This window comes from Ignavibacterium sp. (genome assembly GCF_025998815.1).
Lineage (GTDB): Bacteria > Bacteroidota > Ignavibacteria > Ignavibacteriales > Ignavibacteriaceae > Ignavibacterium.
The window spans coordinates 886747-911056 of sequence record NZ_AP026678.1 but is presented as its reverse complement, the minus strand read 5'-3'; the positions used below and the strand labels follow the sequence as shown (position 1 = coordinate 911056).

12 protein-coding genes are annotated in these 24310 nt (G+C 36.4%); 6 read left to right on the top strand and 6 right to left on the bottom strand.

What is annotated here, in order from left to right; translation table 11 throughout:
- Positions 1–41 precede the first annotated feature (41 nt).
- The 5 genes from Q0X14_RS03885 to Q0X14_RS03865 all read right to left on the bottom strand — a co-directional run bounded on the left by Q0X14_RS03885 (position 42) and on the right by Q0X14_RS03865 (position 17723).
- Positions 42–1118, bottom strand: coding sequence for a T9SS type A sorting domain-containing protein (locus Q0X14_RS03885; RefSeq protein ID WP_297842684.1), 1077 nt, complete (start codon positions 1116–1118; stop codon positions 42–44).
- Positions 1119–1186: 68 nt separating this feature from the next.
- Entirely contained in the window at positions 1187–3751 is a 2565-nt protein-coding gene (locus Q0X14_RS03880; RefSeq protein WP_297842679.1) for a choice-of-anchor D domain-containing protein, read from the bottom strand.
- Positions 3752–3850: 99 nt separating this feature from the next.
- Positions 3851–9235, bottom strand: a complete 5385-nt coding sequence (locus Q0X14_RS03875; RefSeq protein ID WP_297842677.1) for a choice-of-anchor J domain-containing protein — start codon at positions 9233–9235, stop codon at positions 3851–3853.
- A gap of 718 nt (positions 9236–9953) precedes the next feature.
- Positions 9954–11408, bottom strand: a complete 1455-nt coding sequence (locus Q0X14_RS03870; protein ID WP_297842674.1) for a T9SS type A sorting domain-containing protein — start codon at positions 11406–11408, stop codon at positions 9954–9956.
- 72 nt (positions 11409–11480) lie between these two features.
- Entirely contained in the window at positions 11481–17723 is a 6243-nt protein-coding gene (locus Q0X14_RS03865) for a choice-of-anchor J domain-containing protein (RefSeq protein WP_297842672.1), read from the bottom strand.
- A 639-nt stretch (positions 17724–18362) separates the two neighbouring features.
- Between Q0X14_RS03865 and Q0X14_RS03860 the strand changes: the two genes are divergently transcribed.
- Genes Q0X14_RS03860 through Q0X14_RS03845 form a run of 4 tightly spaced genes read left to right on the top strand, consistent with a single transcriptional unit; the run spans position 18363 to position 22349 of the window.
- Positions 18363–20018 carry an OmpA family protein gene (locus tag Q0X14_RS03860; protein ID WP_297842668.1) on the top strand — a complete coding sequence of 552 codons (1656 nt, stop codon included), beginning with the start codon at positions 18363–18365 and terminating at the stop codon, positions 20016–20018.
- 41 nt (positions 20019–20059) lie between these two features.
- Complete coding sequence (locus Q0X14_RS03855) at positions 20060–20752, top strand: cobalamin-dependent protein (protein ID WP_297842665.1); 693 nt, start codon at positions 20060–20062, stop codon at positions 20750–20752.
- The gene (locus tag Q0X14_RS03850; protein WP_297842662.1) at positions 20749–21444 is read left to right on the top strand and encodes a vitamin B12 dependent-methionine synthase activation domain-containing protein; all 696 of its coding nucleotides are present in this window, start codon (positions 20749–20751) and stop codon (positions 21442–21444) included. The genes Q0X14_RS03855 and Q0X14_RS03850 overlap by 4 nt, the downstream gene beginning before the upstream one ends.
- Before the next feature lie 11 nt (positions 21445–21455).
- Positions 21456–22349 carry a homocysteine S-methyltransferase family protein gene (locus tag Q0X14_RS03845; protein WP_297842659.1) on the top strand — a complete coding sequence of 298 codons (894 nt, stop codon included), beginning with the start codon at positions 21456–21458 and terminating at the stop codon, positions 22347–22349.
- Here the strand turns inward: Q0X14_RS03845 and Q0X14_RS03840 are convergent.
- Positions 22343–23374, bottom strand: a complete 1032-nt coding sequence (locus Q0X14_RS03840) for a uroporphyrinogen decarboxylase family protein (RefSeq protein ID WP_297842657.1) — start codon at positions 23372–23374, stop codon at positions 22343–22345. The genes Q0X14_RS03845 and Q0X14_RS03840 overlap by 7 nt on opposite strands.
- 115 nt (positions 23375–23489) lie before the next feature.
- On the opposite strand from Q0X14_RS03840, the gene Q0X14_RS03835 reads away from it, so the two are divergent.
- Together Q0X14_RS03835 and Q0X14_RS03830 are read left to right on the top strand one after the other, a co-directional pair.
- Positions 23490–23723, top strand: a complete 234-nt coding sequence (locus Q0X14_RS03835; RefSeq protein WP_297842655.1) for a hypothetical protein — start codon at positions 23490–23492, stop codon at positions 23721–23723.
- A 121-nt stretch (positions 23724–23844) separates the two neighbouring features.
- A complete protein-coding gene (locus Q0X14_RS03830; RefSeq protein WP_297842653.1) occupies positions 23845–24246 on the top strand; it encodes a HEAT repeat domain-containing protein in 402 nt (133 codons plus the stop codon).
- Positions 24247–24310 lie beyond the last annotated feature (64 nt).

The following is a 24310-nucleotide window of genomic DNA, read 5'->3' as shown; positions in this document are numbered from 1 at the left end:
TATGATTTAAATTTATCCTCTCAAGCTCTTCCTCTGATATATTATTTCAGGAGACTCATTTTCTTTGTTTGCTTAAAACCATCGGCTTGAAGTTCGTACAAATAAATGCCTGAAGAATGTCCTTCAGCATTCCAGTTATAGATGTAAACGCCAGCTTCAAGCTGTTGATTAACTAATTCTTTTACTACCTCTCCTATTTGATTATAAATTGTCAGTTTAACATTCGATGACTTCGGCAAAGTAAAGGAAATATTTGTCGAAGGATTAAACGGATTCGGATAATTCTGTTCAAGAGTAAAATCCTTCGGTGAGCTTATATCAATTTCAATTACATTTGAAAAGCCGAATGTTCCATCAAAGTCATTCTGTCTGAGTCGGTAATAATATTTATTATTTGAACTTACAGAATTGTCGACATAAGAATAACTCTGAGGTTGAGTAGTTGTACCGTGTCCTTTAATAAAAGCAAGTGTTTGCCAGTCAGTGTTGTCAGTTTTTCTCTGAACCTCAAAACCACTGTTATTTAATTCAGTAGCAGTTTTCCAATTCAGATGAACTGAAGTACCAACAACAGAAGCAGAAAATGAAGAAAGCTCAACAGGAATGATATTAACAAAATTGATTAACATCTTTAATCTATTAAATACATTGGGATTTGTAACTGTATAAGTTCCTGAATCTTCCATAGTAACATTGATCAGAGTACCGGTAATTATATCCTGCAACACTCCGTTTGCCTGATTATGAGGAAGGTTCCAGGAAACATTTATAACTGTACCAAAACCAGGTTGATAAGCAAGACGAAATTCTTTCTGTCCCGTAAAAGGGAAAGTTGCATTTCTTATATCAATATAGGAACCAAGTGAACCAGAGAAATTATTCTCAGGTAAAAAGAATCTTGCTTCAAATGCACCTATTGGTGGGAAAGGCGGAACATCACTTTCACCGAAGATAATATCAATTCCATCAGTTCCAAGTGTGTCCAGTCCAAAAAATAGTGTTCTGCTCGCACCAGCACCATCATCAATAGTAAGAGGCAGTTTGACGGTTGGTTCCTGCTGAGCAAAATTATAAGTTGCAAACAGAGCCGTAATTATTAAAAAGAATATTTTATTCATACAGTATCCCTTCAGTTAATAAAAAACATCCGCTCTTCATATTTCAGAAGAGCGGATGAAGCTTTGGTTTATTTAATTAACATCATCTTTCTTGATTTAACAAAGTCACCGGCAACCATTCTGTAAATGTAATTACCACTTGCTACATAACCACCTTTATCAGTCAATCCATCCCAGTTAACTGTGTAAACGCCTCTTTCAACGACTTCGTTAACCAAAGTTGCAACTTCCTGTCCGAGCATATCATAGACTTTTATAGTTACAAGTCCATTCTTCGGTACAGTGAACATTACACTGGTTGATGGGTTGAATGGGTTCGGGAAGTTCTGGAACAATTCATAATCATACGGAAGCGGTGCATCACCATAGATAATTTCAACTTTGATGTTTGTAAGTTTTCTCTTGTCTAAGCTTACAAGAATTAACTTATCAATTGATATATCCTGAGGTCTCTGAATTGTGAATGGAATATTACCAACATAGTGTCTTCCTTCTTCAATATACTTCTGACCTGCCTGATCATACATAAGCACTCTGAGCAAATCAACCTGATGGAAATAATATCCACCACCAAGTTGAGATTCCATATTTACATTGCCCGGATTATCTGGCAATTGTCCAAAGTGAACCTGAACTCCACGAATTGCAACCTTAGAGTCAAGATGCATTGCAATTCCATTCTTATTCAAATATAGAATAAGTTTAGCTTCTTCATCACCGTTGGATTTTGCAAGAATATCCTGTTGAGCAGTCGGTTTGTTATTAACCTGAACACCACTTGGATAGAATCCGGTGAGAATTATGTTCTGGATAACAGCAAGGTCCTGAACATTAACGAATCCATCAGGAGAAGGATCAGGTGCACCTATTGTCCAGGGTGCAATATCTGCTCTTACAAATTCAGCTGCATCCAAAGAATCACGTCCAACGATATGATCAACAACATCAATCAGGTCAAGAATGTCAATGAAACCATCGCCGTTAACATCACCATAGCTTCTTACTCTGTTAGTTGCTAAAACTGTAAGGGTATTTCTTGATGGAGTTATGTTAATCGGGAATCCCTGATATGTTGATGCTTCAGCATTTGTGATCTTAAATGTTGATCTCGATGTGTCAACAAGAGCAGGTAAATCAGCAACTCGATATTTTACAGTGAACAAATTGTTGTAATCGCCGGGGTCAAGTCCACCGTTTTGATTTAAGTTATAGAGTAAAACATAAATTGAATCAACAGAAGCACCGTTAGATGTAATTGGACCTCGGAATACATTGTATTGAAGTACCCAGCTTGGATCACTTACATCAGAACCTTTCTGAATGTTCTGGAATGTTAAGAATACATTGTCGCCAGCTGATTTGTTTACAAGTAATCTGAACTGCAATGCTTGTGCTTTGGTTCCAAGACTCTTCAATTGCATTGTTTCGGTGTATGAAGAATCCTCAAGATTGTAAACAGTATCCTGAGCGAAAATTAAACCGAATACAGCAACTCCATTACCTGTAAGGTTTACTGTATTTGGAGAACCAGGTGCATTGTGAGTAAATGTCAATGTACCATTAATCGTACCTCCGGCACTTGGAGTAAATGAAACGGTAAATACCTGACTTCCCAATGGTGGCACTGTAGCTGAAGCAGGTGATACAGAGAAATCACCAGGTGATGTAACTGCACTTGAAATCACCAGTGGATTGCTTAATCCGTTATTTGTTACTGTTACATTTGCTGTAACTGTGTTCCCAACAGAAACATTTCCGAAATTAACAGAAGCTGGAGAAACTGCAAATGTTGGTCCTGCATCTGCGCCTACACCCTGAACAGGAAGTGAAGTTGGTGATCCGGGAGCATTATGTGTGAAAATAATATTTCCTGATTGATTACCTAAAGAAGTAGGAGAGAATGTAACATCAACAGTTGTATTACCACCTGCAGGTACTGTAATTGGTAATGCTGCAGAAGTGAATGTAAATTGTGCATTATCTGATGTGATGTTTGTTATCGTTAAATCCAATGTTCCTGTATTTGAAACCGTAACAGTTTGAGCTGCAGAGCTTGAACCAACAGCAACAGGTCCAAAGTTTAATGATGACGGATTTAAGCTAAAACCCGGCGAAGGAACATTTCCAATATTTGTATAAGTAACAGTCATTCTTGCAGATGTTAATGGTGCAGTAATGTGATAAGTACCTGAACCGCTTAATGTACCACTATTGAATATTATTCCTCCAAGTTCATCTACAATTTGAATTGTTGCTTCAGGCGGTAAATTGTAACCAATATAGAAACCTGTATTTCCATCTCCCAGCTGCCAGATGATTCTGTGTTCAACTGTTCCACTGAATGGGAAGGCAGCTGCAGGTCGGTAGTCCTGATAAGAACTTAAAGCAGATCCAGCATAAGGTGTGAGGTCAAATCTTGCCTCAAAGGCACCGGCTGGTGGGAATGGAGGAAGATCACTTTCGCCTAAGCTCGGGTCTATTCCATTAGTAGCATTTAAATCCAGACCGAATCTTATTTGATTATTCAGTGCAACACCATCCCCAAATGTCATTTGGATATCAACGGCTGCTTGTCCGTATGCTAAACTTACGAACATTACAACCAGAGCAAGGATTGAAAATAGTTTACGCATAGAGCACCTCGTGATTGTTATGAAATTATTTTGTTAAAGTATTGGTTTATTAAAATTAACTGCAGTCCCTCATACAATGAGAGACTGCAGGTTATTAAATTACTTCAACAACATCATCTTCTTAACAGAAGAGAATTTGTTTGTCTTAAGTTCATAGATATACAATCCTGTAGCAACATTTCCAGCATTCCACTGATATCTGTATCTGCCTGCTTCCATCTTTCCGTTTACTAACTCTGCTACCTTCTCTCCCAATGCATTGTATATCGTCAATCTTACATTCTCTACATCCTCCGGCAACGAGAACTCTATCGTTGTCGTTGGGTTGAATGGATTCGGGTAGTTCTGTTCAAGTGAATATTTATCAGGAATAATATCACTCATCACATTCAACTTGCTTATCTGTGAGTTGCTGATTGTTATCTCTTCGCCTGACTTAACTCTCTCATTTATTGCTTTTCCTGTCTCATCTGTTATCCTAAGCATCATTCCTTCTACTCTTACTCTTACAGGATATTCAACTCCCTGCATCTGTATTGTCTTCATTGCACTGCCCAAATCTTCAACAAATCTTCCCGATGTGTATCTTACATCAAACATATCTGTAAATGGCACAGGAGGAAGTTCGAATAAATCAAGTGAAGTCTTCTGAGCCTGTTTACCCTGAGCAACATAGAGAGTATAAGACTTACCTGCATTATCAGTGATGATAATCTTAGCGAAGTCATCAGGGATAAAGTCAGATAGTTTGAAGTTGGCTTTAGGACCGGGATTAACATTAATCTGACCAGCAGCAGTAAGTTTAACCCAGTAGCCATAGCCAGGCACAAGGTCAGATGCAACCTGATAACCAGTGCCAGGAGTGTAACCATAGACAAATCCAGAGATAAGTCCGGATGGTGTAGTAGTAAGAGCCGCAGTAGGAGCTAAGAACTCATAACCACCGATGAGGTTCCAACCAGCAGTAGCAGTAAGAGGATCGTGAGGAACGATATTGATACCGCCAGCAGGCCATTCATCACCTGTGTTGTAAGTATTAGCACCAAGATGTTTCATCCAGTAACCGAGACCGGGCTGAACAGTAGTGACAGGTTGATAAGCACCCTGGAACTTAAATACATTTGCAGCAGGGTCTTTACCAGACCACCAGGTAGTAACATTCTGATCAACAGGATGTTGACCAGGAACAGAAACCATATTCCAACCATTTGATACATTAACTGTAAGTTGGAAAGTAGAAGGTGAACTTGTATGTCTGTGAATTTCTACAGCATCAATTCCGAAGTAATCAGAATTATTACCACTTGGGCCACCGTCATAGATTAAATATCTGAATGCAATGTATCTATTTGCAGAATTTGGTAACTCAAATGCCAGTCTTGTCCAACCGGTTTTTGGTACTGCAATATAGCCAAGGACAGTGGTAAAATCTGCTGTATCGGTACCAGTGGTCGATACGAGAATTTGTAATGAGTCCGGGTAAATTGAGGGATTCGAGTAAGCCCAGAAGACCAAGGAATCAACGGAAGTGCCTTCAACCAAACCACCAGTATTTGGAGTAATTAAATAATCATCAATATAGAAACCATTCGCGGTATTAAAATTATCAGCAGCATAACCATTTCCTTCAAAAGCAACAAAAACTGCTGGATTACCTGCAAACCAGGGACCTATTAACCCTCCACCATCACGATTGACAGTTAACCATCCTGCTGGTGGGAAAGTTCCTTCAAATCTTTCTGAAAAAATTGTGTTTGCAGGAGAAACATAGAAATTAACTACAGCAGAAGTATCATTTAACGGATTTTCATCACCTGCTAATACTACCCAGGCTCTTGTCTGATGGAGACCTTCGGTAGGTGAAGCCCAGGTTAAAGTTAATGTATCAGATGCACCAGAAACTAATGGTTGGGTGTTCGAAACAGGAGTTTGTACATTGCCATCTATCGTCCAGGCAACCTGGTAACTATTTTGTGTCAAAGCACCGAAATTCTTAACAACAGCTTTAAAATTAACAGGTGCTTCTACAGTTAAATTAGCTTTTTCAGTCGATAAAATACTTAGCTCAACTCTGTTAAGAGAAAGTATCTCTGAATTAGATTGATCATTTTTTAATTTTGCTGAAATATCTCTGCTGATTCCCGTGGGAGAAAAAATATTTTCTCTTAGGGTTCCCTGAGATTCTTCATATGCGATGATTCCCAGGTCATTTTGCGTTACATATTTTGTAGGACCAATAATATCATCAAGATATACTGTGAATTGATCTAATCCTCTGTTAACAAATGCTATATAAACATTCTGACCGGCGAAGGCATCTAAACTGTAAGATTTTCTTTCCCACGAGGTTGAGGAAACTATGATAGAATCAATAGTTGTCCATACACCATTAGGATTTGCAGAATTACCTACTTTGAGCACTAATTCTTCTGGAAAACTTATTGATGCAGCACTTACCCAGAAAATAATCGAATCACCTGAAGCGACTGACAATTTTGGTGTAATCAGCCAATCATCGTTTCTTAATGTAGAAGATTCCCAACTTGATGATGCAGAAGCGGGAGCAGAATTAAATTTCCCAGTATTTCGCACCCAATTTTTTGTACCACCATCATTATTGATTGTTAACCAACCTTCAGGTGGAAAAGTTGTTCCAGTAAAATCTTCAAACAATATCCCTGCAGGTAATGCATTTCCTGTCAGAGGAACTACTGCAGGTGAACCGGGAGCATTATGAACTATTTCCAGATTTGCAGATTTACTACCTGCACTGGTAGGTGCAAAGTCAACCGTAATTTGAGTGCTTTCTCCATTATTCAGGTTTATTGGATAAGTAATACTTCCTAAAGAGAATTGATCAGCATTTGCACCTGTAAGTGTAATACCGCCAGTATTAATTGTTAGAGTAACAGAACCTGTATTCGAAATAGTGAAATTCCTTGATACAGTATTGCCAACTATTGCGGTACCAAAATCCTGAGATGTTGGCGTAATTACGAATATAGGCGTAGCAGGAATTTCTTCAATTGTAATCTGATCTAAACCTGTACCATAAGCACTGGAGGTACCGTTGCTTTCATCTCGCCACCTGAAGCTTACTGTTTGATTTGCATAAGAAGTCAAATCAACAAAAACTTCAGAATAAGCTGATTGTGGACTTGCAGCAGAAAGGAATGCTAAAGAAGTCCAGGTAGTTCCTGCATCAGTTGATATTTCAAAATATGTTGTATCCTGTCCAATTATTTCCGGACCTTCCTCTGAAGCTTCGCCATTATTGCTTAAAGGTCTTGCGAAGATATCATTATCTTTCCACCAGAATTTAATTCTATGTGGAGCTGCTGGTAAAACTACAGGAGGTGTTTGCAAATTAGCAGAACCTGCCGGAGTATAAGAAACTCTGGCCCCTTTACTTCCGCTTAATCCACCGGTGAGAGTTTGAGTCCATAGTTTAGTACCGTAGTTCGACCAACCTGTTGGCGGGAATGAACCCTCAAAGTCCTGAACATAAGGGAATGAAGTAATTGTAGGATCAGCTCCAGTAGTGAATGACCATATTGCATTACCTGTTGCGTCACCACTTCCGTTATAGGGCACGATCATCCAGTAATAAGTTGTATTATATGATAAAGGGGACGCTGGTGTATAAGAAGTGACCAACCCTAAATCAACATTGTTAAGAATATTAGTTGGAGGTGTAACTCCACCACCGTCTGTTCCAAAATAAATTCTGTAACCTGTTTCAGGTGCACCACCGCCACTTAACCAGTTGAGACTTGTATTTATATCAACATTTGTGGCATTGTCAGCAGGGGAAACAACAATTGCCGGATTTGGTGGACCGAGGGGAGTTTCTCTTATTTTCACATTATCAATGTCAAAGTAATAATCTCCTGACGCCCATTGCAAATCCCACCTAACAACAATATTCTGACCTGAATAAGCTCCAATTGGAATAGTGATTGTAGCGAAACTTGTGCTTACGACATGATTTGATGAATCAATAGTATAAACTGTGTTATATGTGTTACCATCATCAGTACTAATTCTTATAAAAAATTGATCAGCGCCCAGTGTAGTAGCATTATTGGGGTAACCTGACCAATTAACAATTCTGTAATCAAAGACAAGTTCAGAGTTTGAAGTTATTGGACCTACAATTGGAGTTGTTGAATTTGCAGTAGTTACACTTGAGTATAAGTTTCTTGTTAAGCCATTACTTCCACTTGTACCATGGTTTGCTAATACTAACATATTACCGCCCCAATCAGGAGGTAACGAAGTCCCTGCATTAAAGTCCTGTAAGTAAGGCAAAGCAAAAACCTGAAGTATTCTGTAAGATTCAAAATTTGCAGGAGGATTTATTCCAGGAGGAGTACCACTTCCACCAACAGGATTTGTTGTAGTTTGTCCAGCATTATCTTGAGCTGCAATATAATAAACAATTGTATCTCCACTTACAACTGAACTGCTTAGTAATGAATAATCAAAAGTGAATGTATAATTATCACCAACAACAGAACTTGGATTCACATAAACAAAAGATACATCACTTTTTTTCTTAAAATATAATCTTGGGTCATTAGGAGCACCTGCGATGCCAAAATCATCAGTAATTTGTGCAGTCAAAACTCTGTTTGATGTACTACTTGTATTGGTTAACGGTGTAAATGAAATTGTTGGTGGTAAATCTGAGGGAGTCGACCATTCATATGTCAAACCTGAAGGAGGAAAAACAGTACTTGATAAAGTCATTGAAGCTGAATTAGTTGTACCCGGACTTGAGGCAGTCCAATCGGTAGTTGTTGTTCTATTATTAAAATCACTTGCTGTAGATCCGCCAATACCTACTTGTGCTGTAGCCGAAGTAGCGTTATTTGTCATCGTACCATATACAATTTCAACGGTGTTGCTGGTTTCGTTTAATCTGATTTGAAAATTATAATCATCTCCTGTAGCTCCAAATTTTCTGTAACCTTTCCATTGTATGACCAAAGTTCGGTTAGGAGCAGTACCTAATAATTCATATCTTAATTCAGCTCCAGTTTGTGCTTGTAAGTCTCTTCCTAAACCTGCTATTCTTGTTCTTAGCTCGGGAGGAGTAATAGCTGTAGTAGAAGATAAAGGATTATAAGAGCTACTTGTATTCATATCGACCGAAGGTGAAAGAGCTGATTTACCTAATGAAATCCAGCCATTGTTGTTAATACCGAATCTATCGAAAGTATTTCCGTTGATTACGAAATCAAAACCAATTGGGAATCCAGGACCAGTTCTGGTTGTTCCACCTAAAGGAACTCCAGGGTCAACAAAATATTGGTCATCAGATGTGGTTGAACCGAGTAAAGTTCCTCCGGTTATTTCTGAGTATGTTCCTGATGAAGAAGTAAAGTTCATCACACTTACTTGTGCTGAGGATTCTAATTGAAAGAGAATCATCAGTACCATAATCAATAAATGAAACTTTAATATTATTTTTTTATTCATAACTTTCTCCTTAAAATTTACTTATTCCAAACTTCAATTAAATTATAATTGATTTTTGTTAATTGAATTAATAAGAATAATGAAATTAAAGGAATGGAAGATGAATATTATATCTCCAAAGCATAACATACCTCCGTGTGATTGTTGATTGGATAGTTTATTAGAATAGTTTATTCCTGTGGAATAAAAATTTGCTAAATGAAATTTGATAAGATGGTCAAGGTAAATAAAGATCATAAGCACCAACGATTAATAACAAAATAAATTTAAGAGTTTTGTTAATTGCCCTCGATTAACATTCCCTCAGGTGGTTTATATCGTTGATCAAAACAATAACAAATAGTCGCTGAGTAAAAATATTTTATTTGGGTTAACTCAGGATTTTGCAGTAATAGTTTGCCCTCACGGGGGCTAAAATAGAAAGTTCAAATTCATTTGTCAAATTAATTCGTGTTAAATTTTCCTTGTGTTTTTACCAAGTAACTTTAAATGAATTTTTATAACTCATTTAATAACAAAGAGGTAGCTTCAAAAAAAAATTTTAAAAAAAAATTTTCGATTTTTTCCCTGAAATGTTTTTAATTTAACAAAAATTTAATCTTTGCAATCAGAAGTGTAAAAAATTTTTAAACTGCTGGAATGATAGTTGAAGAATAAAAAAATCCCTCTCAAAGAATCGTTCAATGAGAGGGAAGCGAAGAAATGATTTTGATAATTTCTATTTGAGTAAAGTCATCTTCTTTGTTTGAACAACATCACCGATCTTAAGTTGATAGAAATATGTTCCCGGTGCTAAATCTTTCATATCAAATCTTATTGAATATTTGCCGGCATTTCTGAATTCATTAACGAGTGTGGCGACTTCATTTCCAAGTATATCATATACTTTTAGTGTTTGCCAGCTATCAATCGGAGATTGCCAGCTAATTACAGTGCCCGGATTAAATGGATTCGGATAATTCTGTTCAAGTAAATATTTGTTTACTGGTGTTACCTCCACTTCAATTATATCGCTGTATTCGAACTGTCCGTTGAAATCAATTTGCTTTAATCTGTAATAATATTTTCCTGCTTCTAAGTTTCTATCAATGAATGTATATATTTTCCTTTCTATAGTTGTGCCGTTTCCTTTTACAAATCCAATTGAAGTGAAGTCAGTGTTATCGGTTTTCCTTTCTACTACAAAACCGTGATTATTAATTTCAGTCTCCGTAATCCATTCTAAACTAACATCTCCATTCAGATTTACTGATGCAGTGAATGAAGTAAGTTCAACTGGCAGAATGTAATTGTTATATTTGAAAGCAGCCGCATCAGCTGATGTCTGAAGATCAGCTAAGTTAGTTCCAACTACAATAGCAAAAGCAACATTTAATGTACTACCCGGAGAAAAAGTATACGGACCACTTCCTATAAAAGAACGAAAGTCACCTAATCTTGTGCTTGAAGTACTATCATAAATGTTGCTGATTAATAAATAAATTTCATTCCTGATAGTATTAACATCACCCGGAAATACATCAGTGCTGGTTCCTCCTGTCAAACCACTCAGAGCAACAACACCGTAATAATTTGGATCTTGTGAACCTTGTAAATACTGATAAACAAGATTTCGTGAAATATCCATTCCTCTTCTATTATTCATAAAAGCTGCTGCACCTACATCCCAATCAGCAAAAATTCCAACTCTGAAATTAGAATATGTAATTGAAGAATTATTGGTTAGTTCGTAAGTGATGATTACGAATTTATCACCAGTGTTAGAATAAGATTTTTGTTTGATTGTTACATTGTATGGTAGAGGTGCAAGCCCATCATTCATTCTTGCCTCAGTTATCTGGTTGAAGTATGGATCGGAAGTAAATGGAGTAAACGGAACTGTATTTTGTAGATCAGCAATAATTGGCTGCTGTGGTGTGCCCTGTACGAAGCTACCAACCATTCCATTAACTCCTCTTACATTATCGCCAAACATCACTCCTGCAGTAAACATTGCATCGGGAGCTGAACCAAACACTACACCACCACCTTGAGTAGCATCAAAGTTATGTCCGATGTAACCATTGTCAAAGATGCTTACTTGCAATGTGTTCGTGTTGTGAGTTACAAAAGTTTGAGAAAAGAGAAAAGTAAAATTAAAAACCATCAGGAAGAGTAAAGTTAATTTTTTCATATTTACCTCACTTTTTGGTTTTATAAAAATTAAACCCGAACTGCTGCTCTGGCAGTTCGGGTTTGAAAAAAATTACTTCAACAACATCATCTTCTTAACAGAAGAGAATTTGTTAGTCTTAAGTTCATAGATATACAATCCTGTAGCAACATTTCCAGCATTCCACTGATATCTGTATCTACCTGCTTCCATCTTGCCGTTTACTAACTCTGCTACCTTCTCTCCCAATGCATTGTATATCGTCAATCTTACATTTTCTACATCCTCCGGCAACGAGAACTCTATCGTTGTCGTTGGGTTGAATGGATTCGGATAATTCTGCTCAAGTGAATACTTATCAGGTATTATATCACTCATCACATTCAACTTGCTTATCTGTGAGTTGCTGATTGTTATCTCTTCGCCTGACTTAACTCTCTCATTTATTGCTTTTCCTGTCTCATCTGTTATCCTAAGCATCATTCCTTCTACTCTTACTCTTACAGGATATTCAACTCCCTGCATCTGTATTGTCTTCATTGCACTGCCCAAATCTTCAACAAATCTTCCCGATGTGTATCTTACATCGAACATATCTGTAAATGGCACAGGAGGAAGTTCGAATAAATCAAGAGAAGTCTTCTGAGCCTGTTTACCCTGAGCAACATAGAGAGTATAAGACTTACCTGCATTATCAGTAATGATAATCTTACCGAAGTCATCAGGGATAAAGTCAGATAGTTTGAAGTTGGCTTTAGGACCTGGATTAACATTAATCTGACCAGCAGCAGTAAGTTTAACCCAGTAGCCATAGCCAGGCACAAGGTCACTGGCAACCTGATAACCAGTGCCAGGAGTGTAACCATAGACAAATCCAGAGATAAGTCCGGATGGTGTAGTAGTAAGAGCCGAAGTAGGAGCTAAGAACTCATAACCACCGATGAGATTCCATCCGGCAGCAGCAGTAAGAGGATCGTGAGGAACGATATTGATACCGCCAGCAGGCCATTCATCACCTGTGTTGTAAGTATTAGCACCAAGATGTTTCATCCAGTAACCAAGACCGGGCTGAACAGTAGTGACAGGTTGATAAGCTCCCTGGAACTTAAATACATTTGCAGCAGGGTCTTTACCAGACCACCAGGTAGTAACATTCTGATCAACAGGATGCAAACCAGGTACTGATACCATATTCCAACCATTTGATACATTAACTGTAAGTTGGAAAGTAGCTGCAGCCGGAATATGAACTGCTCTCATTATCCAGGCTCTTTCAGTAGTAATAACTAAAGGAATCCAAACAGTAGTATCGGTAAAATCTTCATAGAAGCTTCTACCAGCTGTAAATCCTGTGTTATGGACAGCACCGGGATAAAGAACACCTAACGGAGCTTTAACAGTAATCCAATAATCAGAACCACTTGCAATTGTTGGTGCATCATTACCAAATGGGAAGAAGATATAATCACCAGCACCGGCAAAGTAATCGTTGGCTGAATAAACCTGAGTGTAGAGGACTGCACCAGGTGCACCGGAAGAATCACCAGCAGCACGAACCTGAACTTCAAATGATCCATTGCTAACTGCTTCTGTTCTGCAAATGAAATCAACACCAGCTAATTTTATCTCAGAAGGAGCAGTGAATCTTACACCAGCTTTCATTCTGATTGTACTATCAGCCCAACCAACCCAGGTATCAACAATATTATCACCTCTGTCATAGATGGTTCTGGTGTATGAGTCAGGATATACTCTCATCCTGAATTCTCTTGAATCATTTCCCGGGACCTCATCACCACTGGCTGAAACTGTTCCTGCAGTAATAAATGTACCAGTAGCAGTCGGAGAGTAGTTTATTGTAGCTGTATCTGTTTGACCGGGATTAATTGACGGACCGCTGTATGGAGATTGGTTAACACCACCAACAGAATAATTGATTGAATAATTAGTTGAGTTTTGACCTAAATTTTTAACAGCAGCTTTAATTTGGATATTATTGAGTTCGAATGGGATATTGGAATTTTCAACTAGTAATGTATTATTTGAATTGCTTGCTTTTACACCAGTATTTGAATTTGACAGTACCTCTACAGGTTCTTTCTTGCTTGAATTTTCATTTTGCTTAATATAAATATTGTAATCCTCAAATTGAGCAATGCCTCTTGGTACAGGTAATCCACTTGATTGATAGAAGCTTTGTAAAGCGACATCAACAGCAGGAATATAAACCTGCGGACCTACTATGTCATCAATATAAACTGTGAATTCATCTAGCCCTCTGTTTACAAATGCTACATAAACATTCTGACCTGCAAAAGCTGATAAGCTATATGCTTTTCTTTCCCAACCCGTATTATTTGTTAAAATAGAGTCCAGAGTTACCCAGCTTCCATTTGGGTCGTTAGATGTTCCAACTTTAACTACAAGTTCCTCTGTCCAGTTAGTGGATGCAGCACTTATCCAGAATATTATCGAATCTCCGGATGATACTACCAACTTTGGAGTGATTAACCAGTCATTGTTTCTTAATGTGGAAGATTCCCAACTAGAAGAAGCAGAAGCTGGTGACGAATTAAAATTGCCAGTATTTCTTACCCAATTCTTTGTACCACCATCATTATTTACTGCAATCCAGCCATCCGGTGGGAAAGTTGTTCCTGTAAAGTCTTCAAATAATATTCCTGCAGGTAAAGCATTACCCGTTAAAGGAACAACAGCCGGAGAACCAGGAGCATTATGCACGATCTGGAGATTAGCTGTTTTAACACCTGCGCTTGTTGGTGAAAAATTAACTGTAATTTGAGTGCTTTGACCGTTGGAAAGATTAATCGGATATGTAATGCTTCCCAAACTGAATTGATTTGCATTAGTGCTGGTTAAAGTTATTCCGCCGGAATTGATTGTCAAGGTACCAACACCAGTATTAGTAATTGTAAAATTAGAAGAAACTGTATTACCTGAAATAACAGTTCCGAAATCTTTTGATGTCGGACTAATCGTAAATAAAGGTGTAGTCGGAACCTCTTTAACCTCAAAATTATCAATCATTAAATCGTTATCAGCATTGCTTACAGTTGATTCACCGTAAAACCCTATTTTTACAATACCAGTATAACCGGTAAGATTCAGGACGATATGTTCGCCCAGATAATTTATGTTGTTATAAACATACGGTGAACCGGCATTATCCCAGAGTCTAAGTGTATTTGCAGATAACCAAGTTGTTCCACCATCAGTTGAAATTACCACTGCGAATTTATCATCAACACCAGAAGTTCCGGGAGGGTTAGAAGTATTATATGCGTTCAGAGTCAAATCAAATTCAATCTGATAATTTGTTGAACCGCTACCTAGATTTATTGGTGGGGTTACCAACCAGTATTTAGTTGTAGTTGACCAAATATTTAATTTGGCAGCTTTGTTTACTGGCGAGGTTATATTTCTCCAATCATCCTGTATCCAACCAGATGTTGTGGAAGTAAGAATGGATGTATCTGCTAATAATCCAGTAAATCTCGTCCAGTTCATTGGAGGGAATGTACCTTCAAAGTCCTGAGCATAAGGTGGTGTGATTGTTGGATCAGGCATTGTGGTAAATCTCCAGATTGGCGTGCCGGTAGCATTTCCACTGCCGTTATAAGGAACAATCATCCAATAGTAAGTTGTATTATAACCTAGTGGAGAAGCTGGAGTATAAGATGTTACCAATCCTAAATCTATATTGTTTAAAATATTTGTTGGAGGTGTAACTCCACCACCGTCTGTACCAAAATAAATTCTGTAACCTGTTTCAGGTGCTCCACCACCACTTTGCCATTGTAAAGATGTATTTACAGCAACATTACTAGCACTATCAGCAGGTGAAACAACAATCGCAGGATTTGGTGGACCGACAGGTACAGGTTCCCAAACAACATCATCAATCAGGACGCTATTGGCTGGTGACCCGGAATGTCTGAATGCCAATACCTGATTGGAACCAGGTGCAGTTCCCAAAAATTTAGTGAACTGTTGATATGTCAGCGAGTTTGCAATTATTGAATCAACTTTAACAAAACTGTTTGCATCATTTGGATTGGTTAAATAACCAATTTGAATAACACCACCAACAGTGAAATTAGCTCTTGCAAAAAATCTTAATCTATGTGTGCCGGCACCAGCGTTACTTAATGGAGGTAGTGAGACTACTGCTAATGATGTTGTGCTACCTGAATAGATATAGAGACAATTTGGTGATGAATTTGCATTTGATGCTTGAGTAGACGCAGAGCCTCCCGAACCAACTTTATACCAACATCCAGGTAATGCCGGTACAGTTACCGCATCAAAGTTTTCATTGAGCGTTGTTACCGGATCACACAGAGTTGTTGCAGATGTTGTTAATCCGGGAGAATATAATGAACCGTCATAAGAAAAAGCTTTGTAAAAATATTGTGTGTTAGGTGTTAATCCTGTGTGATTAACTGGAGATACAATCCCATTATATAGTAATGTACCACCTGCAAATGGTTGACCTATTGACGGCGGAGTGCCTGATGGTACTGTAAAAGTTCCAGTATTATTCCAGACAATCACAACATTGTTATTACTGCTGTTTGTTGTGAAGGTTAATTGAATTTGTGATGAACTTAAAGGATTAGCAGCAAAAGAATTTGGGTTATCAGGTGAAGGACCTCCGATGTAAATATCATCAAGATGAAAATCATAATCTTGAGGATCATCAATCGGTCCGTCAGTAGCATAAAAAGCAACTTTTATTTGCTGACCTGAATAAGCTCCCAGGGGTATTGTAAATTGTGTTAATGTATTTGTCAAACCAGTTGTTGCGTCCATTGTAAAAATTGAATTCCAACTGAGTCCGCAATCCGTACTTATCATTACTTGAACTTTATCATCCGAGCCCATTGTATCAGGAACAGTAACAGAATTCCAATTTGTAACAGCAGCGTTAAATTTCAATACTGTATTTGATTGAGGTATAATCTTTGGACCAATTATCCATTCATTTCGTGAAGTTGTATATAGATTTATTCTAGCTGTAATGTTACCCGTTCCACCTAATCCTGTTTGCGATGTCCATAATGAACTTGTACCACTTGGTGAAGCGCCGGAAGCTTCCTTCCAGTTTGGAAAAACTGTGGTTAAATTTGTACCATTAAAGCCAGTGAAATCCACAAATTCAGGAAAAGAAGCAGGTGAAACATTTGTTCTGGTCTGTGGGCCCATTGCATCATTTCCGGAATTACCATCTCCGCTTATACTCGTACTTGCATTAAAAGTATATGTACCAAATGCACTCATATTATACGTTGTAGTGATAGTAACATCCTGTGTTGCACCGGGAGCTAAAGTTCCTGAATTCAAAACAACAGGAGAAAATGTTTGTGGATTTGGTCCGGTAACAGAGGCATTTACTGTTGCAGGGGTTACAGAAAAATCAATCGTGGCTGAGCCGAAATTCTGAATTCTTATGGTTACTGTTTCAGTGGAACTAAAACATTCCAAATTCGGAGGAGAAATTAATGCGATAGCACCTAAATCAACTGGAGCAGGTGGTTGCCACAAATATGTCAAACCTGATGGAGGAAAAACAGTACTTGATAAAGTCATTGAAGCTGAATTAGTTGTACCCGGACTTGAGGCAGTCCAATCGGTAGTTGTTGTTCTATTGTTAAAATCACTTGCTGTAGATCCGCCAATACCTACCTGGACTGTAGTCGAAGTAGCGTTATTTGTCATCGTACCATATACAATTTCAACGGTGTTGCTGGTTTCGTTTAATCTGATTTGAAAATTATAATTATCACCAGTGCCCGAGGTTCCATACTTTTTATAACCCTTCCATTGTATAACCAAAGTTCGGTTAGGAGCAGTACCTAATAATTCATATCTTAATTCAGCTCCAGTTTGCGCTTGTAAGTCTCTTCCTAAACCTGCTATTCTTGTTCTTAGCTCGGGAGGCGTATTAGATGCTGTAGAAGATAAAGGAGTATAAGCGCTAGTTGTATTCATATCAACAGAAGGTGAAAGAGCTGATTTGCCTAATGAAATCCAGCCATTATTGTTAACACCGAATCTATCGAAAGTATTTCCGTTGATTACGAAATCAAAACCGATTGGGAATCCAGGACCAGTTCTGGTTGTTCCACCTAAAGGAACTCCAGGGTCAACAAAATATTGGTCATCAGATGTGGTTGAACCGAGTAAAGTTCCTCCGGTTATTTCTGAGTATGTTCCTGATGAAGAGCTGAAAGTCATACTACTTACCTGAGCATAAACATTCATACTGACCAATAATAATATCAGTATGGATAGAAAAGTTAAGAATTTTCTCATAGCTTTTGCCCTCTTATGATTGGATAGAATTAATTTTTGATTTGATGGGATAAGCTGTCTGATATGTTTAATAATAAAATTTCAGAATTAGATTTTTTTCCTCGACAGCTTAATTTCTAGATAAAGAGTTAAAGATGTTACGGAATATTCAATAAAGCTATGTTGGATAAAAATATCCTTTACAATTAAGCATAGCGCCCTCTCATAATATTAATTGAACAAATTCCAGATATTTTTTAACAGGTAGGTGATAACTCTATTATATTTAAATAGTTGAATCATAAAGCATCGTTCCAAATTAATTTGTTATAAAATTTTTACTGAACGTGCTGAAATTAGAAAATCAAAAGACCTCAATGACAGTGCTGTTCAAAATTAAATTTTACTTTAAGATTTGTCAACTATTATGAGGAGTAAATTTGTATTTTTTCAAAACTTATTTTTAAAATGGAAAGAAAGTCATCTGATAAGTCGCAAAAAATTTGTAAAATTTTGATTTTTTGATGGCATAATTATTAGAACTAAAAGAACTTACTTTGAAAATTATCTGAATAATTAAAGCTTAACATTAAGCTTTAATATATTTGCTATCATATATAATATCTTTTTTCATTCTAGTTTTGTGAGGGAACATATATAATGAAAAAAATTTTTTTACTTTTATTTTTTATTCTATTCTACGAAGTAGCTTTACCTCAGGATAATTTTAAGCATTGGGGACATAAAATAGGTATAAGGTCAAATCTTTTGTTCCCTCAAAATGAGTTTACAAACTTCGGAATTTTTGGAAACGATGATTTATCATTCAAGTGGTTCAAATTCTCTCATTTATTTCAGGCATTTTATGGATATGAAATTTCAAAAACCAATGAGCTTCATATTAATGTTGGACACGGTTTCTATGCAGGAAGAGCTTATGATAAAAAGAAAGATGTCGTCAATGGTTCATTTGAATCTTCAATAACACCAATAGATTTAAGACTAAGAATTGTTCCAACAAATAAACCTAACTGGAATCCCTATTTTTATCTTGGCATTGGTTTGATGTATTATGAAGTAACCAAGAGTCCGGATATTCCTAGTCCTGTTAATCCCAAGCTAAAAGGTTGGACCGGAATTTATCCGTTCGGTGTAGGTGCTGAATTTGTATTGTCAGAAAAGTTTGTTTATGATATTTCTTTTGGTGGTGCACTTTCATCTTCTTTAGACCTTGATGGATACTGGGGCGAAAATAATTTTCTTTGGGATGGATATTTTAATATATCAATCGGAGTAAGTTGGCGAGGCGAAACCTGCCAATCTGATCGTGATAATGATGGATTAACTAAATGTGAAGAACAGGAACTCGGTACTGATATAAAAAATCCTGATTCAGATGGTGATAAAATCTCTGATGGCGATGAAGTAAAAATATATAAGACTAATCCATTAATTGTTGATTCTGATAACGATGGGTTAAATGATTACGATGAAATTTTCGTTTATAAAACAAATCCGGTTTCAACTGATACTGACCTCGATCAAATCGATGACAGAACAGAGATTTTTGTGTATAAAACTGATCCGCTAAAGACAGATTCAGATTCTGATGGCCTATCTGATTATGAAGAAATTTTTGTTAATAAAACAAATCCAAATAATAAAGACACTGATGATGATGGGCTGTCTGATGGAGATGAAGTATTAGTTCATAAAACAAATCCTTTGGAAAAAGACACTGATGGAGATAAACTTACTGACGGAGATGAAGTCCTTCTTTTCAAAACTGATCCGACACTAGGTGATAGTGATGGAGATACTTTAAGTGATTTCGAAGAAGTTAATGTTTACAAATCCGATCCAAATAAATTAGATACTGATGAAGGTGGAATTGATGATGGGACAGAGATTGCAAATGATACAAATCCACTGAATCCTAAGGATGATATTAAGAAGAAAGAAGTTATTGAAGTTGGAGTTCCAATTGTTCTTGAAGGAATTACTTTTGATAAGAATAAAGCCATTATAAAACCTGAGTCTGAACCAGCGCTTTGGAATGCATACACAACTTTGAAGAATTATCCTGAAATGGTTGTTGAGATCAGCGGTCACACAGATAATGTCGGCTCAAGAAAGAGTAATATTGAGCTATCAATCCGCCGCGCAAAAGCAGTTAAAGATTGGTTAGTTAAAAGAGGAATTGAACCAGAAAGGATTCAAACGAAAGGATACGGACCTGATCGTCCTGTTGCACCAAATAATTCAGAAGAGAATAAAAGAAAGAATCGTCGTATAGAATTTTTGAGATTGCAATAGTTATGTTTGTGATAGATGATTATTAATAATTTAATTTTAATATGAATCCATCATTTGATGAGAATTACTATTTAGCTCAGCTTGCTTTATGCATAGAGCGCGGCAAAGTAAATCTATCCTCAAAATTTCCTTCTGATATGATAGATCAACCAGGTGTTGAAGAATTATTAGCTGAACTACTTTCCAGAAACATCGCACCAAAAACAATACTTGATAATGCATTGCTTGTTGGAATGAGCAGAGTTGGAGAAAAATTCCGCGACGGAAAAATTTTCATTCCCGATGTTTTGATATCTGCCAAAGCTATGAACGCAGCGATGGAAATATTAAGACCTTACATTGTAAAAGGAGATTTGAAATTAAAAGGAAAAGTTATTCTGGCAACAGTTAAAGGAGATTTGCATAACATCGGAAAAAATCTTGTTAAAATGGTTCTTGAAGGCGGTGGTTGGGAGGTGATTGATCTTGGAATTGATGTAAGTTCTGAAAAGATTATCAATGCACTGAAACATTATGATATCAAAGCAGTTGGATTATCTGCATTGCTCACAACGACAATGATTAATATGAAAGATATAGTGAGAGATATAAAAAATGATTTCCCCGAAATTCCTGTTGCAGTTGGTGGTGCACCACTCAATCAGAAATTTGCTGATGAAATTAAAGCAGATCTTTATTCTCCGGATCCGCAGGGAATGCTCGATTATTTGAATAAAAATTTTAGTTTGAATTGATTAAAGATATCAATCAATATTTTTTCAGTTTTGATGAACTGAATTTTAATGAAGAAAAACTTATTGAAGCATTCAGAGATTTTTCGACTCAAAATGTTTCTCTTCTAAAAGATACTTATCATTATCTTTATCCATTCTTAATTGAGAATTGCAAATCTGTTGCAGGATATAAATACATAGACGCAAAGCATATCTCATTTCAAAAAAATATTCTGATTATTGATAATATTGAATTTAATTTAGGTCCAATCATTTATCGTGATTTGAAAGATGTCTCGGATATTTTTCTTTTTGTTTGCACAGTTGGAAACAGACTGGAAGAAAAAGTACAGGAGTTAGTCTCAGACGGAGATACGATATCTGCATTTATACTTGATAGAATTGCATCCGAGTTGGTGGAGTTGACAGCAGATTTACTTGAACTTCAAATTCAGAATGAGTTGGAAATTAATAATTATAATATGACTCATAGATACAGTCCGGGCTACTGTGGATGGTCAGTAAGTGAACAACAGAAATTATTTTCACTTTTACCAAAAGACTTTTGCGGAGTTCACTTGACGGAAAGTTCATTAATGTTGCCGATAAAATCTGTTAGCGGAATTTATGGAGCAGCTTTTAATCTTATCAGAAAAGATTATCATTGCGAAATTTGCGATGATGAATTTTGCTATCGGAGAAAATCTGATTAAGGAATAAAACGATGAAAAAATTTTTCGAACAATTAGAAACTAAAAAAATTATTGTTTCCGACGGAGCGTGGGGAACAGAATTATTCAAGCTTGGATTGCGAACAGGTGAGTGTCCCGAACTATGGAATGAAACGAACAGAGAGGAAATCTTAAAAATTGCAAAAAGCTATATTGATGCCGGCTCAGATATTATTTCAACAAACAGTTTTGGTGGAAGTTCGATAAAACTTTCTCATTACAATCTTGAGAATAAAGCTTATGAATTAAATAAACTTGCTGCTGAGATATCAAGAGAAGCTGCTGTTGATAAACTTGTTATGGGCTCTGTAGGACCAACCGGTAAATTTTTAATGACAGGTGATGTATCAGAAGAAGAATTAATCGAATCTTTTACGAATCAGATAAAAGCTTTGATTGATGGTGGGGTTGATGCAATTCTTATTGAGACATTTTATGATATTGATGAAGCTGAATGTGCAATAAAAGCAGCCAGAAGTTTTGCCGATGTGCCATTGATTTGTTCCTTTACTTTTGACAGAAACACTTCTGGTGAATACCGAACAATGATGGGTTCAACTTCAAAAGATGTTTTGCAAGCTATGATAACTCTTGGCGTTGATGTAATAGGTGTTAATTGTGGTGGTGGCTACAATAATATGATTGATTTAGTTAAAGAACTTCGGGATTACTCGCATAATATTCCTTTGCTCGTTCAACCAAATGCAGGATTACCCGAAACGATTGATGGAAGAATTGTTTACTCAGAAACTCCTGAAGTAATTTCAAACTTTGTCAAAAGCTTTCTTGCGATTGGAATTAATATCATTGGTGGTTGCTGTGGTACTACTCCGGAGCATATCAAAGTAATCAGAAAAGTTGTTGATGATTATTTAAGCAATCAATAATGATAAGATTTTACGGTTTCAATCATAGCAATGTAATTTTCTAAATTAACATACTCAGGAATTGAATTTCCTGAACCGACACAGTATCCGCCATTCACACCAACTTTTTCAATATTGAACAAAACATTTTTAATCACCTCTTCTTTAGACCCTCTGGCAAGTAAATCAACATCAATATTTCCAATCAAACAAAGCTTGTTTCCAAAACGCTTTTTAACTTCTACTATATCCATTGCTTTAGGTTCAATCGGGTGTAAAGCATTTACTCCGCAATCAATTAACTTGTCCATTACATCAAATAATACTCCATCACTGTGATATATCAATGGTTTGTCCACAGATTTAGCTATCTCTCCAATTTTTTTTAACCAGGGAAAAAAGTATTTATCTAAAGTTTCAGGTGAGACCATTAGTCCATTCGTATAGGCAATATCGTCACTGTACCACAGAGCTTTCACTTCGTCTAACTGCGACATATTTTCAAACATACTCAGAACAATGCTTCCGACTGTATCATTAATCATTTTAATTAGTTCATCATCTTCGAATAAAGCTAAAGAAAAATTTTCGAAGCCCATCATTTCCCAGGTCATTGTAAAAATATCACCATATTGTCCAACGATTCCCATACCTTCAGGAAGATTTTTTACAGCATCCTCAAATCTTTTGTAATCGATTTCATCTATTGCCGGAAAAACATACTCTTCAAATTCTTTTAAAGAAGTTATTACTCCACTGCTTTCTGAAGCCCATTTTCTGAAAACTGTTCCATCATCATTATAAGTAAGGTTTGTATCTAAGTTGATCTTTGCAGGATTAAAATCAACTATTGGCTGAAGTTTAACATAATCATAACCGGCTTTGTACCAGAATTCAATTTCATCTGATACATTCAAAATTTTTTTTCCAATAAATTTTTCTTTTATTATGGGATGAACACCGAGTTCAGCGAGTGGAATAAAATCAGCTCTTTTATTTCGAAGAGTTTTTATGAATGAATTTATATAAGGATTTGGAATAATCATTTTTTCTCCTGCACAAAAATTTTCAAATGGACTAATTAAAACAAATATCTTTAATCTTGATTTTGATTATTGGTTTGATAATCTTGCAACCGCCTTTCAAAACTATGCTTAGACTATGAGAACTTTTTTAGCTTTAATATTAACACTTTTCCTTTTTGCGGGAATTTTAGGTTCAGCAAATGAATTCTTCATCTTTGCGGGTGAAAAAAAAGGGTTGCTTTCTGCAAAACTCTCTAATGAAGAAATTCGTAAACCTTCAATTAAAGAAATAGAAGATTTATCATCAAAGAATAATCTTCGGTTTACAATTTATAATTCTCTAAAATTCGGTAAGCCGGAACAAAGATAATTTCATATCTGATTTTCAATCCTTCATCACTCACTAAACCCTTCTGTCAATAATCGCTATCGCAGTTATTGTTTACACATTATAATTACATCAGAAATTAATTTCATTACAGGAGGTCGCTATGAAAAATGTTCTTTTAATTTTTGTTGTATTTATTGTTACAGGTTTTTGCAGTATCACATTTGGTACAAATTCTCCCGTTAAAAAATCTACTGTTAACAGGGAAGCTATCATTAAAAATCTTATGGTGGGAATAAAATCTGATAACTACGGTTTGAGAACAAGTTCTGCATTCCTGCTTGGTGAATTTAAAGCTGATGAAGCTGTAATTGAATTATTGTCAATGCTTCATAAAGAAGATTCTGATGATGCAAGAATACTGGCAGCTTTGTCATTGCTGAAGATTAATGATTCCCGTGGAATATATGCAATCAAACAGGCAATCAGGTTTGATAACAGTGAAAGAGTAAAAAGAATGTGTGAAAAATTTTATCATCATTATCTTGAAAACAAACTGAAATGATTTTCCCTCCTAATAATACCTCTCATTGGTTGGTTAAGGTAAGCCCCGACAAATGTCGGGGTTT